Origin of the sequence: Streptomyces sp. NPDC020884, assembly GCF_044333935.1 — a bacterium.
In the GTDB taxonomy this organism is placed as follows: Bacteria; Actinomycetota; Actinomycetes; order Streptomycetales; family Streptomycetaceae; genus Streptomyces.
The window spans coordinates 214403-227879 of sequence record NZ_JBIRRY010000003.1; the positions used below are offsets into that span (position 1 = coordinate 214403).

A 13477-nucleotide genomic window follows, 5' to 3' on the forward strand; every position below is an offset into this window, starting at 1 on the left:
GGTCATTTGGCAGGCAATTGACCTGCCATTCCGGCTGCGTACGGTCTCCGGCCTCTTACGATACGTGGCAACGCGGGCGGACGGGCCGGGTCGTGCCAACCCGGCCCGCACAAACGTTTCCCGTCGGTCAGTCCGTGGGCGTGAACGTGGCGAACGCCGTCTCGCGCAGCGTCCGGCACGCGTCGCCGTCCCACTCGTCCACCTTGCAGCTGATCATGATCGAGTAGCCGCGCTTGGCGTCCACCTTGAAGCCGCGGTTGAGCACCCGCACCCGGACGCCGTTGTGGTTGCGCTCGAACGTCCAGTCCGCGACGGTCGGATAGCCGTTGTACTCGACCTTCTTTATGCCGCCGTGTCGGTAGCCGTCGCTGAGCACCTTGGCGCTCGCGACGGCCCCGCGCCAGGCGGCCACCGCGTCGTCCTTGGGCGAGCTGTTGAAGTCGACCTGGACGCGGGGGAAGGCGCCCTCCTCGGCGTTGTAGATGCCGCCGGAGTTGCTGCCCGCTATGGCCGTGCGCTTGAAGTCGCCGGGCATCACCATGGTGAAGTGGAACCGGGCGTCGGTGACCTTCCGGTAGCCGGCGGGCAGGGAGTCGCCCGCGTCCGGCTCGTCGCCCTCGGGGTCGTCGGCCTTCGGGTCGTCGGAGCCGTCGCCGGACGGATCGTCGGAGGCCCGGCCGTCGTCCGTGCCCTGGCCCTCCTTCTGACCGTCGCCCTTCTCACCGGCCGAACCGCCGCCCGTGTCGTCGCCCTGGTCGTCGGCGCCGCCCGCGGCTCCGGCCGACGCGGCGGTGTCGCCCTTGGCGCCGTTCTTGTCCGGGTCGTCGCCGCCGAGGGTGAGCGCGAGGACCGTGCCGAGGATGGCCAGCGCGACGACGGCCGCGATGATCGCGAGGGTGCGGCGGGGCACCACGTCGGTGATCGACGCACGCGTGGAGGCGGGCGGGGCGGGCGGGCGCTGCCCGGGTACGGAAGCGCTCGCCGCCGTCGCGGACTTCGGGGCGCCGGTGGGGGCCTCGGGGGCCGCGACGGCCCCCTTCGCGGCCGCCGGGGCGGACGCCGTGGCCGCCTTCGTCCCCGGGGCGGTGGAAGTCCCGGGCGGCGACGGAGGCTTGGGCGGGGCGACGGGCGAACCGGTGGCGGCGGCGGCCGGAGAGCCCGCCGACGCTGCGGCCGCGCCCGCGGCGGCTCCCGCGGCCACGGCCGGGGTCTTCGCGTTGCGCACGGAGCGCAGGGCTCCGCGCAGCCGGTCGCGGGCGCCCTCGCCGGACTCGCCCGATCCGGTGGACTGCTTCGGCGGCTTGGGGGCCTTGGGCGGCTTCGGCGCCCTCTTGACGAGGGGGTCGACGGCGGGGGCCGGCGGCAGGGCCATGATCTGGGTGGAGTCCGCGGCGGCCGGCGCGGGAACGTCGGGGGCGTTGATGACGTCGTTGAGCAACGCCCGCGCCCCGGCGTCGTCGAGGCGCTGTTCGGGGTCCCGGGCGAGCAGACCGTAGATGACCTCGGTCAGCGGACCGGCGTTCTTCGGCGGGTCGAGCGGTTCGGTCATCACGGCCGTGAGGGTGGCGATGGCCGAGCCCTTGTCGTACGGCGGGCAGCCCTCGACGCTCGCGTACAGCAGTCCGCCGAGCGACCACAGGTCGGCGGGCGGACCCGGCTTGTGACCGCGGGCCCGCTCCGGCGAGATGTACGAGGGGGCGCCGACGAGCATGCCGGTGGAGGTGACCGACGGGTCGCCCTCGACCTGGGCGATGCCGAAGTCGGTGAGCACGACGCGCCCGTCCTCGGCGATCAGCACGTTGGACGGCTTCACATCGCGGTGCAGGATGCCCTCGCGGTGCGCCGAGCGCAGCACGTCGAGGATGGCGAGCCCGACCTCGGCGGCCCGCCTCGGCGTCAGCGTGCCGTCCTCGCGGATCGCCTCGGCGAGCGACTTGCCCTCGATCAGCTCCATGACGATCCACGGGCGGTCGTCCTCGTCGACCACGTCGTAGACGGTCACGGCGCTGTTGTTGCGGATCCGTGCGATCGCCTTGGCCTCACGCAGGGTGCGCGTGATCAGCCGGCGCTTCTCGTCCTCGTCGATCGCCGACGGGAACCGCAGCTCCTTGACCGCGACCGTGCGGCCGAGCGTCTCGTCGTCGGCGCGCCAGACCGTACCCATGCCGCCCCGGCCGAGCACCTCACCGAGCCGGTAGCGCCCCGCGAGGAGACGACCGTTCTTGTCCCGTTGGGGCTCCCGTGCCTGCTCCGCCTCCGACATGCGTCCCCTCTGCGATCAACCCGCCCTGGCAGAGCGTTCATTGTCCCTCACCCCGGGACCGGTCCTGGTGCCGGGTCCGGGGTCCGCCGCGCTGCGGCCCGAAGAGGGAAGCCCCCACAGCCTCCTACCAACCGGGTCTCCCCGTCCAGGCCGGTCCGGGCGGCGGACGGCCCTCCCCCGGGCCGGTGGAGCCCAACTGACCCGGGGGTAACAGGCGATGGCCGCCGCTGGGGACTCTCGCGGATCCGCCGGAAGCGCCCTAGATCGGCACGATGTCCGGTGCGCCGAGCCGGGCCGCGTCCGCCGTGAGGTCGTCGGGCTGCCGCTGCGATTCGCGCTCGGCCTCCACCCGCTTCTCGTAGTGCTCGACCTCCCGGTCGATCCTCCCCTCGTCCCAGCCCAGCACCGGCGCCATCAGCTCCGCGCAGAGCCGGGCGCTGCGGGTACCCCGGTCGAAGGTCTCGATGGAGATCCGGGTGCGCCGGGTCAGGACGTCGTCCAGATGGCGGGCGCCCTCGTGGGAGGCCGCGTAGACGATCTCGGCGCGCAGATAGTCGTCGGCGGCGGGCAGCGGTTCGCCCAGCGTGGAGTCGGCGAGGACCAGTTCCAGAATTTCTTCCGTCATTGAGCCGTACCGGTTGAGCAGGTGCTCCACCCGGGCGACATGGAGTCCGGTCCGGGCCGCGATCCGGGCGCGCGCGTTCCACAGGGCCTTGTACCCCTCGGCCCCCAGCAGCGGGGTGTCCTCGGTGACGCAGGCGGCGACCCGCTGGTCGAGTCCGTGCACCGCCTCGTCCACCGCGTCCTTGGCCATGACCCGGTACGTCGTGTACTTGCCGCCCGCCACGACGACCAGGCCGGGGGCCGGGTGGGCCACCGTGTGCTCGCGCGACAGCTTGCTGGTGGCGTCCGACTCGCCGGCCAGCAGCGGGCGCAGCCCGGCATAGACGCCCTGGACGTCGTCCCTGGTCAGCGGGGTGTTCAGGACGGAGTTGACGTGCTGGAGCAGATAGTCGATATCGGCGCTGGAGGCGGCCGGGTGGGCCTTGTCCAGGTCCCAGTCGGTGTCCGTGGTGCCGATGATCCAGTGCCGGCCCCAGGGGATGACGAAGAGGACGGACTTCTCGGTGCGCAGGATGAGGCCGGTGGAGGAGTGGATGCGGTCCTTGGGGACGACCAGGTGGATGCCCTTGGAGGCCCGGACGTGGAACTGTCCGCGCTCGCCGATGAGGCCCTGGGTGTCGTCGGTCCACACACCGGTGGCGTTGACCACCTGCTTGGCCCGGACCTCGTACTCCTTGCCGCCCTCGACGTCCTGCACGAGCGCGCCCACGACCCGCTCGCCCTCGCGGAGGAAGCCGATCACCCGGGCCGCGTTCGCCACGTGGGCCCCGTAGGACGCGGCGGTGCGCACCAGCTCGGTGACGAAGCGGGCGTCGTCCATCTGGGCGTCGTAGTACTGGAGGGCGCCGACCAGGGCGTCCTTCTTCAGGGCGGGGGCGACCCGCAGGGCGTGCTTGCGGGAGAGGTGGCGGTGCACGGGGAGGCCGCGGCCATGGCCGGAGGAGACCGACATCGCGTCGTACAGCGCGACGCCGGAGCCGGCGTAGAGCCGTTCCCAGCCCTTGTGCTGCAAGGGATAGAGGAAGGGCACGGGCTTCACCAGGTGCGGGGCGAGCCGCTCCAGGAGCAGCCCGCGCTCCTTGAGCGCCTCCCGGACCAGCGCGAAGTCGAGCATCTCCAGATAGCGCAGACCGCCGTGGATCAGCTTGCTCGACCTGCTCGATGTGCCGGACGCCCAGTCGCGCGCCTCGACCAGGCCGGTCGAGAGGCCTCTGGTGGCGGCGTCCAGCGCCGTGCCCGCGCCGACCACGCCCGCCCCCACGACCAGCACGTCCAGTTCGCGCTCGGCCATGGCGGCGAGCGCGACGGTGCGCTCGGCGGGTCCCAGTGTCGCTGTCCTCACTGCTGCCTCCCGGTGGATCGGGGTGGTCGGAGACGGGAGTGCCACCCGGCCGAGGGGCCGGCCGCCCGTGTCCACCCCTCGATTCTGTCCGCGCTCATCGAGTTCAGCCACCGCCTGTGGACAACACCCCGGCGTCCGGAGTCACGCAATGCGACATATAGGTCATATTTACGCCTAGTCTGACATAGCGCTGTCCACAGCAGTTGCGATCTTCGTTCTCCGCTCTTAGGGGGGCTTCCTGTATGCCCGCAGACCTCGCCGTCATCGGACTCGGTCACCTCGGCCTGCCCCTCGCCCAGGCCGCCGTGACCGCCGGCATCGACACCGTCGGCTACGACCCCGACCCCCGCCCCTACGCGGAGCTCAGAGCGGGCCGCAGCCCCGTCGAGGGGACCCTCACCGCGTCCGAGATCCGCCGCATGCTCGCCGGCGGCTTCCGGCCCACCACCAACGCCGCCGAGCTGGGCCGGGTCCGTACCGCCGTGATCTGCTCCCCCACCCCGCTCGGCCCCGACCGGGCGATCGACCTCACCGCGCTCGGCGACGCCGCCCGCGCGCTGGCCGCCCGGCTGCGCCCGCACACCACCGTGCTGCTGGAATCCGCCGTGCCGCCCGGCACCACAGAGAACTTCCTGCGCCCCCTGCTCGAGGAGGGCTCGGGCCTGCTCGCCGGACGCGACTTCCACCTCGCCTGCTCCCCCGGCCGGCTCGACCCCGGCAACCGCACCCACGTCCTGGCCAACACCCCCAAGGTCATCGGCGGCCTCACCCCGGCCTGCACCGAGTCGGCCGCCGCCTTCTACGGACGGCTCACCGACAAGGTCGTCCGGGCCCGCGGACCGCGCGAGGCGGAGATGACGAAGGTGCTGGAGACCAACTTCCGGCACGTCAACATCGCGCTGGTCAACGAGATGGCGGTGCTCTGCCACGACCTGGGCGTCGACCTCTGGGACGTCATCCGGTGCGCCGAGACCAAGCCGTTCGGCTTCCAGCCCTTCCGCCCGGGACCGGGCGTCGGCGGGCACGGCGTCCCGGTGGACCCGGGCTGCCTGCCCTACAGCACCCGCACCCCCGGACACCCCCTGCGCATGGTCTCGTTGGCGCAGGAGATCAACGACCGGATGCCCAGTTACGTCATCCAGCGCTGCGCCACCCTCCTGAACGAGCACGGCAAGTCCGTCCGGGGCGCGCGCGTCCTGCTGCTCGGCGTCACCTACAAGCCGGACAGCGCCGACCAGGAGGCCGCCCCCGCCCGCGAGATCGCCACCCGGCTGATGGACATGGGCGCCCAGATCGGCTACCACGACCCGCACGTCCTGGACTGGCGGGTACGCGAACGCCCCGTCCCGCGCGCCGACTCGCTGTACGAGGCCGCGGCCGCCGCCGACCTGACCGTACTGCTCCAGCAGCACCGCACCTACGACCTCCAGGGCCTCGCGGTCAAGGCCCAACTGCTCCTGGACACCCGGGGGGCCACTCCGGCGGGCGCCGCGCACCGGCTCTGAGGCCGGTACGGCGGTCGGCCGAAACGGATTACCGGTGACCGGATCCGGCCCGTGCTGCTAGCCTGCGGCGTCACAGAGCGCACAGTTGTGCGCGTCCCGCACACTCGTGCGCAGTCGTCCCAGGGGGAGTCCCACCGTGAGTCAGCCCGTGCAGCCGCCGAACCAGCCCCAGCAGCCGTACGGCGGTCAGCCCGTCGACGGCAACCCGTACGGCCAGCCCGCCGCGCCGACCGGCAACCCGTACGGCCAGCAGCCCCCGGCCCCGACCGGTAACCCGTTCGGGGACCAGCAGCCCGGCCAGGGCGCCCCGTACGGCGGCGGCGCGCCCTTCACCCCGGCGCCCCCGGCCCGCAACAACATCCTGCTCGGCGTGCTGGTGGCCCTGGGCGCGGCCGTCGTCGCGGGCATCCTGTACGGCGTGATCGCGGGCTCCATCGAGCGCGAGGTCGGCTACGCGGCGGTCGGCGTCGGCTTCCTGGTCGGCTTCGCGGCGAGCAAGGTCGGCGGCTCCAACCCGGCGGTCATCGCGGCCTCGGCCGTCTTCTCGATCGGCGCCGTCTACCTCGGCCAGCTCGTCGGCATCTCGATGGTGCTCTCCGACCTGGCGGGCATCCCCTTCTCCGAGGTCGTCGGCGACCACTTCGACACCGTGCGGGAAGCCTGGTCGGAAGAGGCCGACTTCATGACGTACCTCTTCTTCGCCCTCGGTGCGGTCGCCGCCGTCGGTGGCGCCAAGAAGGCCGGCTGACACCCCGCAGGACCATACGGAAGGGCCCGGACCATGACGGTCCGGGCCCTTCCGCGTACGTACGGGAGATCAGCGGCGGTGCTGCGAGTCCGCCACCGTCACCTCGACGCGCTGGAACTCCTTGAGGTCGCTGTAGCCGGTGGTGGCCATCGCGCGGCGCAGGGCGCCGAAGATGTTCATCGAACCGTCCGGGGTGTGCGAAGGACCGGTGAGGACCTCCTCCGTCGTCCCGACCGGGCCGAGGTCGACCAGCTTGCCGCGCGGCACGTCCTCGTGGACGGCCTCCATGCCCCAGTGCCGGCCGCGGCCCGGCGCGTCCGTCGCACGGGCCAGCGGGGAGCCCATCATCACGGCGTCCGCACCGCAGGCGATGGCCTTCGGCAGATCGCCGGACCAGCCGACGCCGCCGTCGGCGATGACATGCACGTACCGGCCGCCGGACTCGTCCATGTAGTCACGGCGGGCCCCGGCGACGTCCGCGACGGCGGTGGCCATCGGGACCTGGATGCCGAAGACGTTGCGCGTGGTGTGCGCCGCGCCGCCGCCGAAGCCGACGAGGACGCCGGCCGCGCCGGTCCGCATCAGGTGCAGGGCGGCGGTGTACGTGGCGCAGCCGCCGACGATGACCGGTACGTCCAGCTCGTAGATGAACTGCTTCAGGTTCAGCGGCTCGGCCGCGCCCGAGACATGCTCGGCGGAGACCGTCGTACCGCGGATGACGAAGATGTCGACGCCCGCGTCGACGACGGCCTTGGAGAACTGGGCGGTGCGCTGCGGGGAGAGCGCGGCGGCGGTGACGACGCCGGAGTCGCGCACCTCCTTGATGCGCTGCCCGATCAGCTCCTCCCGGATGGGGGCGGAGTAGATCTCCTGGAGCCGCCGGGTCGCGGACTCGACCGGCATCTCGGCGATCTCGTCCAGCAGCGGCTGCGGGTCGGCGTGCCGGGTCCACAGGCCTTCCAGGTTCAGCACGCCCAGGCCGCCGAGCTCGCCGATCCGGATGGCGTGCTGCGGGGAGACCACGGAGTCCATGGGAGCGGCCAGGAACGGCAGCTCGAAACGGTAGGCGTCGATCTGCCAGGCGATCGAGACCTCCTTCGGGTCCCGGGTGCGGCGGCTCGGAACGACAGCGATGTCGTCGAATGCGTAAGCCCGGCGGCCGCGCTTGCCGCGCCCGATCTCGATCTCAGTCACGATGTGTGGCCTTTCCCTCTACGTCTGCGCTGACCAGTATCCCCGACACGCACCTGAGGGGCGGTACCGGGAACTCCGGTCCGCCCCTCACCTGCGCTGATGCGTTACTTCCTGCTGTAGTTCGGCGCTTCCACCGTCATCTGGATGTCGTGCGGGTGGCTCTCCTTGAGACCCGCCGAGGTGATCCGGACGAAGCGGCCCTTGCTCTCCATCTGGTCGACGGACGCGGCGCCGACGTACCCCATGGTCTGGCGCAGGCCCCCGACGAGCTGGTGGAGGACGTTGGCCAGCGGGCCCCGGTAGGGCACCTGGCCCTCGATGCCCTCGGGGACGAGCTTGTCGTCCGAGGAGACCTCGGCCTGGAAGTAGCGGTCCTTGGAGTACGAACGGCCCTGTCCGCGGGACTGCATGGCGCCCAGCGAGCCCATGCCGCGGTACGACTTGAACTGCTTGCCGTTGATGAACATCAGCTCGCCCGGGGACTCCTCGCAGCCCGCGAGGAGGCTGCCCAGCATCACGCTGTCCGCCCCGGCGGCCAGCGCCTTGCCGATGTCGCCGGAGTACTGGAGGCCGCCGTCGCCGATCACGGGGACGCCCGCGGCGCGCGCGGCGAGCGCCGCCTCGTAGATCGCGGTGACCTGCGGGACGCCGATGCCGGCGACCACGCGGGTGGTACAGATCGAACCGGGGCCGACGCCGACCTTCACGCCGTCGACACCGGCGTCGATCAGCGCCTGGGCACCGTCGCGGGTGGCGACGTTGCCGCCGATGACGTCCACGCCGACGCTCGACTTGATCTTCGCCATCCAGGCGAGGGCGTTGCTGTTGTGTCCGTGCGAGGTGTCGACGATCAGGAAGTCGACACCGGCGGACGCGAGCGCCTGCGCACGCTCCAGCGCCTCGGGGCTGGCGCCGACGGCCGCGCCGACCAGCAGACGGCCTTCGGCGTCCTTGGCGGCGTTCGGGTACTGCTCGGCCTTCTTGAAGTCCTTGACCGTGATGAGGCCCTTGAGGACACCGGCCTCGTCGACCAGCGGCAGCTTCTCGATCTTGTGGCGGCGCAGCAGCTCCATGGCCTCGACGCCGGAGATCCCGACCCGCCCGGTGACGAGCGGCATCGGCGTCATGACCTCGCGCACCTGGCGCGACCGGTCCGACTCGAAGGCCATGTCACGGTTGGTCACGATGCCGAGGAGCTTGCCCGCGGGGTCGGTGACCGGCACGCCGCTGATACGGAACTTCGCGCAGAGCGCGTCCGCCTCGCCGAGCGTGGCGTCGGGGTGCACGGTGATCGGGTCGGTGACCATGCCGGACTCGGACCGCTTGACCAGGTCGACCTGGTTCACCTGGTCCTCGACCGAAAGATTGCGGTGCAGCACGCCGACGCCGCCCTGCCGGGCCATGGCGATGGCCATGCGCGCCTCGGTCACCTTGTCCATGGCGGCCGACAACAGGGGGATGTTCACCCGTACGTTGCGCGAGATGAGCGACGAGGTGTCGACCGCGTTGGGCAGGACCTCGGACGCGCCGGGCAGCAGCAGCACGTCGTCGTAGGTCAGCCCGAGCGTCGCGAACTTCTCGGGCACTCCGTCGACGTTTGCAGTCATGACACCTTCCCCAAATGGCCTTGATCGGTGCGGATGTCCATGCTAACGGGCTCCACGGGTGTCTCATTCCACGATCAAGATCACTTGGCTGTTCTGTAGCTTTCTACAGAGCCTCCGACCAGGGCCGACGCAGGCGCCTCTACTGCTCCGCGAGCGCCCGGAGCCTGCTGAGCGCGCGGTGCTGGGCGACCCGGACCGCGCCCGGGGACATCCCGAGCATCTGGCCGGTTTCCTCCGCGGTCAGCCCGACCGCGACCCGCAGGACCAGCAGCTCGCGCTGATTCTCCGGGAGGTTGGCGAGGAGCTTCTTGGCCCAGGCGGCATCGCTGCTGAGCAGGGCGCGCTCCTCCGGGCCGAGGGAGTCGTCGGGCCGCTCCGGCATCTCGTCGGAGGGGACGGCGGTCGACCCCGGGTGGCGCATCGCGGCGCGCTGGAGGTCGGCGACCTTGTGGCCGGCGATCGCGAAGACGAAGGCTTCGAAGGGCCTGCCGGTGTCCTTGTAGCGCGGCAGCGCCATCAGCACCGCGACGCAGACCTCCTGCGCGAGGTCCTCCACGAAGTGGCGAGCATCACCGGGAAGGCGGTTCAGCCGGGAGCGGCAGTAGCGCAGCGCGAGGGGGTGGACGTGGGCCAGCAGATCGTGGGTGGCCTGCGCGTCGCCGTCGACGGCCCGGTGCACGAGGGCACCGATCACCGTGGTTTCGTCGTCGCGCATCGAACCATGGTGCCCTGATGCCGTCAGGTCCGCTCCACCGCGTCCCGAGTTGTGCACCGAAGCGTTATGAGCGGGTGCGCCGGATGTCATGTCCTGCACCCTCCCCTTCCGCTCGACCGAATCGTTCCTGAGGAACTCCACGACTCAAGGATGCGTCATCGGCCGGGAAGCGTCACACGGCACCACCGAAGCGGTCGCCCGGATACGGGATGTGGAGCCGCGGCCCGCTCCGTGACCCCGTCCGCCGGTCTGCGGACGGGGCGCGACCCGGGCCGGTCGTCAGCGGACCAGGCCCCAGCGGAACCCGAGGGCCACCGCATGGGCGCGGTCCGAGGCCCCGAGCTTCTTGAACAGGCGTCGGGCGTGGGTCTTGACCGTGTCCTCGGAGAGGAAGAGCTCCCGGCCGATCTCCGCGTTGGAGCGGCCGTGACTCATGCCTTCGAGCACCTGGATCTCCCGCGCGGTGAGCGTGGGGGCCGCCCCCATCTCGGCGGACCGCAGCCGACGCGGGGCCAGCCGCCACGTCGGGTCGGCCAGCGCCTGGGTGACGGTGGCCCGCAGCTCGGCGCGCGAGGCGTCCTTGTGCAGATAACCGCGGGCCCCGGCGGCGACCGCGAGCGCGACGCCGTCCAGGTCCTCGGCGACGGTCAGCATGATGATCCGGGCCCCGGGGTCGGCGGAGAGCAGCCGTCGGACGGTCTCCACACCCCCCAGACCGGGCATGCGTACGTCCATCAGAATCAGATCCGAACGATCGGCACCCCAGCGGCGGAGGACTTCCTCGCCGTTGGCCGCCGTCGTCACGCGCTCGACGCCGGGCACGGTGGCCACCGCGCGACGGAGCGCTTCTCGGGCAAGCGGGGAGTCGTCGCAGACGAGGACGGATGTCATGACCGTCCTCCGCAGCTGATGCGCGTCACCTTGAGCCTCCAGGCTGATACAAGTCGTCACCTGTGCGGTTGACCCCCTCGGACATGTGCCCGAGCCGGATATCCGTCAACCGCATCCGTTCTCTTAACGACGGTCACTCGAAAGAGTTACGGGTCGGGCGGCCGGGTTCGGCACTCTACGTGAAGGGCCGCACACGGAGGAGAACGGCGCGGGTGATTCACCCGTCAACCGAATCTTCACTCGTTGGCATGCCCTGTTCGGCACCATTTCTTCCCTTTTGAGGGTGTCTATGGCTAGATTCGCAATCAGTCATATTTACATCTACTAGCACCGTAGATGTACGGTCGAGACTTCGGTCACACCGATCACAGACGGTCCGATCACAGAAGGCCGTCGATCACAGACGGTCGAGGATGCCGCTTCAGACGCAGCACAGCTCCGAGGGGACAAGCAATGGCAGATTTCTCCCGCCTTCCCGGACCCAACGCAGACCTGTGGGACTGGCAGCTGCTCGCCGCCTGCCGAGGCGTGGACAGTTCCCTGTTCTTCCATCCGGAGGGTGAGCGCGGCGCGGCCCGAAGCGCCCGCGAGACCTCCGCCAAGGAGGTGTGCATGCGCTGCCCGGTACGGGCCGAGTGCGCGGCACACGCCCTGGCCGTCAGGGAGCCCTACGGAGTGTGGGGCGGCCTGACCGAGGACGAACGCGAAGAGCTCATGGGCCGAGCCAGAACCCGACTGATCACCGCGGCCCCCTCGGGAGCCCCCGCCACCCGCCCCGGGAACACCTGACAGCCGCACCGCACATCGGAAAGAAGAAACGTTTCTTCGACACCTTCAGCCATCCGGCCCGCGACCAGCCGCAGCGGGACCGGACCCCCTCACCGCCCGCCGGGACCGCGCGGGGCCGCGGGCGCCGCGGCCCCGCGCGGTCTCAGCGGACGGACGCCCGCGACAGCTGGTCCAGGGTGGCCGCCACCGCCGGGACCCGGGCCAGGTCCGGCAGGGTGAGCGCCACGATCTCCCGCTCGATCGCGGGCTCCACCGGCACGGTCCTGACCCCCTTGGGGCGTACCGACTCGACGGCCAGCTCCGGCAGCACCGCCACCCCGAGCCCGGCCCCCACCAAGCCCATCACCGCCGGGTAGTCGTCGGTGGCGAAGTCGATGCGCGGGGTGAAGCCGGACCCCTCGCAGACCTCGACCAGCTGCCGGCGACAGCGCGGGCAGCCCGCGATCCACGACTCCTCGGCCAGCTCGCCGATGCCCACGCTCGACGCCTCCGCGAGCCGGTGCCCGTCGGGGACCAGGCCGATCAGCCGGTCGGTGAGCAGAGGCCGGACCACCAGGTCGTCCCATTCGCCGCCGGTCGTCCCGTAACGGAACGCCAGCGCGATGTCGCAGTCGCCCTCGCGCAGCAGGTCCACCGAGCGCGGCGGCTCGGCCTCGACCAGCGAGACCCGGGTGCCGGGGTGTTCGGCGCGCAGGGCGGCCAGCGCCCCCGGGACCAGGGTGGAGCTGCCGCTGGGGAAGGAGACCAGCCGCACCCGGCCGGCGCGCAGTCCGGCGATGGCGGCGACCTCCTCCTCGGCGGCGGTCAGCCCGGCGAGGATGCCGGAGGCGTGCCGCACCAAGGCCTCGCCGGCCTGGGTGAGGCGCATCTCGCGTCCGGTGCGGATCAGCAGCGTGGTGCCGGCGGAGGACTCCAGGGCCTTCATCTGCTGGCTGACGGCGGGCTGGGTGCAGCCGAGTTCGCGGGCGGCGGCGGAGAACGAGCCGGTGGCGGACACGGCGCGCAGGACACGGAGGTGGCGAGCTTCGATCACCTCACCATCATAAGAAATTCTTGGAGACAGGGCGAATTAACGATGAGGGGCTTTGGGTTCGGGAGCGGTCCGCGGGAGCGGCTAGCGTGAGCGCATGAAGCTGCTGACCGTGAACATCGGACGCCCCGGCCCCTCCACCCGGACCGCCGGTCCCGGGAACCTCACCGGGATCGACAAGCGACCGGCGGAAGGCCCCGTGGAGGTCCTCGATCCCGGCCCCAAGGGCGTCGGCGGCAGCGGGCTGGCCGGGGACGCGGTGTGCGACCTGCGGCATCACGGCGGCAGCGACCAGGCGGTGTACGCCTTCGCCCGGGAGGAGCTGGACGTCTGGGAGCGGGAGCTGGGCGGCCGGAAGCTGGCCAACGGGGTGTTCGGCGAGAACTTCACGACCCTGGGCCTCGACGTCAGCGGCGCGCGGATCGGCGAGCGCTGGCGGGTGGGGCCGGACCTGGTGCTGGAGGTGACCTCGGGACGCATTCCGTGCCGGACCTTCGCCGACCACCTCGGGGAGAAGGGGTGGGTCCGGCGGTTCGCCCAGCATGCCGCCACCGGCGCGTATCTGCGGGTGATCGAGCCGGGCGCCGTCCGCGCCGGCGACCCCATCGAGATCGTGCACCGGCCCGACCACGAGGTCACCGCCTCCCTGCAGTTCCGGGCCGTGACGACCGATCGCACCCTGTTGCCCGCACTGCTGGCCGCCGGGGATGCGCTGCACCCCGAGTCGCTCCGGCAGGCCCGGGAGTACCTCGCACGGCAGGGCTGAGGC

11 protein-coding genes are annotated in these 13477 nt (G+C 71.7%); 4 read left to right on the plus strand and 7 right to left on the minus strand.

Features of this window, described 5'->3' with window-relative positions:
• Nucleotides 1-127: 127 nt before the first annotated feature.
• Together ACH4UK_RS11815 and ACH4UK_RS11820 are read right to left on the minus strand one after the other, a co-directional pair.
• Nucleotides 128-2263, minus strand: coding sequence for a serine/threonine-protein kinase (locus ACH4UK_RS11815; RefSeq protein WP_398355892.1), 2136 nt, complete (start codon nucleotides 2261-2263; stop codon nucleotides 128-130).
• Between the two features lie 259 nt (nucleotides 2264-2522).
• Entirely contained in the window at nucleotides 2523-4229 is a 1707-nt protein-coding gene (locus tag ACH4UK_RS11820) for a glycerol-3-phosphate dehydrogenase/oxidase (RefSeq protein WP_398355893.1), read from the minus strand.
• Between the two features lie 242 nt (nucleotides 4230-4471).
• Between ACH4UK_RS11820 and ACH4UK_RS11825 the strand changes: the two genes are divergently transcribed.
• The gene (locus ACH4UK_RS11825; RefSeq protein ID WP_398355894.1) at nucleotides 4472-5734 is read left to right on the plus strand and encodes a nucleotide sugar dehydrogenase; all 1263 of its coding nucleotides are present in this window, start codon (nucleotides 4472-4474) and stop codon (nucleotides 5732-5734) included.
• 136 nt (nucleotides 5735-5870) lie between these two features.
• On the plus strand, nucleotides 5871-6482 hold the full coding sequence (locus ACH4UK_RS11830) for a hypothetical protein (RefSeq protein WP_398355895.1): 612 nt from the start codon (nucleotides 5871-5873) through the stop codon (nucleotides 6480-6482).
• A 69-nt stretch (nucleotides 6483-6551) separates the two neighbouring features.
• On the opposite strand, the gene ACH4UK_RS11835 is transcribed toward ACH4UK_RS11830, so the two are convergent.
• From ACH4UK_RS11835 to ACH4UK_RS11850, 4 genes are all read right to left on the minus strand, one after another.
• The gene (locus ACH4UK_RS11835) at nucleotides 6552-7676 is read right to left on the minus strand and encodes a GuaB3 family IMP dehydrogenase-related protein (protein WP_398355896.1); all 1125 of its coding nucleotides are present in this window, start codon (nucleotides 7674-7676) and stop codon (nucleotides 6552-6554) included.
• Nucleotides 7677-7780: 104 nt separating this feature from the next.
• Nucleotides 7781-9283 carry an IMP dehydrogenase gene (guaB, locus tag ACH4UK_RS11840; protein WP_398355897.1) on the minus strand — a complete coding sequence of 501 codons (1503 nt, stop codon included), beginning with the start codon at nucleotides 9281-9283 and terminating at the stop codon, nucleotides 7781-7783.
• A 139-nt stretch (nucleotides 9284-9422) separates the two neighbouring features.
• Nucleotides 9423-9998, minus strand: a complete 576-nt coding sequence (locus ACH4UK_RS11845; RefSeq protein WP_030084428.1) for a sigma-70 family RNA polymerase sigma factor — start codon at nucleotides 9996-9998, stop codon at nucleotides 9423-9425.
• Between the two features lie 279 nt (nucleotides 9999-10277).
• Entirely contained in the window at nucleotides 10278-10889 is a 612-nt protein-coding gene (locus tag ACH4UK_RS11850; RefSeq protein WP_003948568.1) for a response regulator transcription factor, read from the minus strand.
• 453 nt (nucleotides 10890-11342) lie between these two features.
• Between ACH4UK_RS11850 and ACH4UK_RS11855 the strand changes: the two genes are divergently transcribed.
• Nucleotides 11343-11678, plus strand: coding sequence for a WhiB family transcriptional regulator (locus tag ACH4UK_RS11855; protein WP_398355898.1), 336 nt, complete (start codon nucleotides 11343-11345; stop codon nucleotides 11676-11678).
• Between the two features lie 142 nt (nucleotides 11679-11820).
• Here the strand turns inward: ACH4UK_RS11855 and ACH4UK_RS11860 are convergent, their stop codons facing one another.
• A complete protein-coding gene (locus ACH4UK_RS11860; RefSeq protein ID WP_398355899.1) occupies nucleotides 11821-12711 on the minus strand; it encodes a LysR family transcriptional regulator in 891 nt (296 codons plus the stop codon).
• Between the two features lie 94 nt (nucleotides 12712-12805).
• Between ACH4UK_RS11860 and ACH4UK_RS11865 the strand changes: the two genes are divergently transcribed.
• Nucleotides 12806-13474 (plus strand): MOSC domain-containing protein, encoded by a 669-nt coding sequence (locus ACH4UK_RS11865; RefSeq protein ID WP_398355900.1) that lies wholly within the window; start codon nucleotides 12806-12808, stop codon nucleotides 13472-13474.
• Nucleotides 13475-13477 lie beyond the last annotated feature (3 nt).

What these genes read in the sequence shown, in the direction of transcription:
- ACH4UK_RS11815 (WP_398355892.1), bottom strand. Translation starts at nt 2,263, where the DNA reads ATGTCGGAGGCGGAGCAGGCACGGGAGCCCCAACGGGACAAGAACGGT.
- ACH4UK_RS11825 (WP_398355894.1), top strand. Translation starts at nt 4,472, where the DNA reads ATGCCCGCAGACCTCGCCGTCATCGGACTCGGTCACCTCGGCCTGCCC.
- guaB (WP_398355897.1), bottom strand. Translation starts at nt 9,283, where the DNA reads ATGACTGCAAACGTCGACGGAGTGCCCGAGAAGTTCGCGACGCTCGGG.
- ACH4UK_RS11845 (WP_030084428.1), bottom strand. Translation starts at nt 9,998, where the DNA reads ATGCGCGACGACGAAACCACGGTGATCGGTGCCCTCGTGCACCGGGCC.
- ACH4UK_RS11850 (WP_003948568.1), bottom strand. Translation starts at nt 10,889, where the DNA reads ATGACATCCGTCCTCGTCTGCGACGACTCCCCGCTTGCCCGAGAAGCG.
- ACH4UK_RS11855 (WP_398355898.1), top strand. Translation starts at nt 11,343, where the DNA reads ATGGCAGATTTCTCCCGCCTTCCCGGACCCAACGCAGACCTGTGGGAC.
- ACH4UK_RS11865 (WP_398355900.1), top strand. Translation starts at nt 12,806, where the DNA reads ATGAAGCTGCTGACCGTGAACATCGGACGCCCCGGCCCCTCCACCCGG.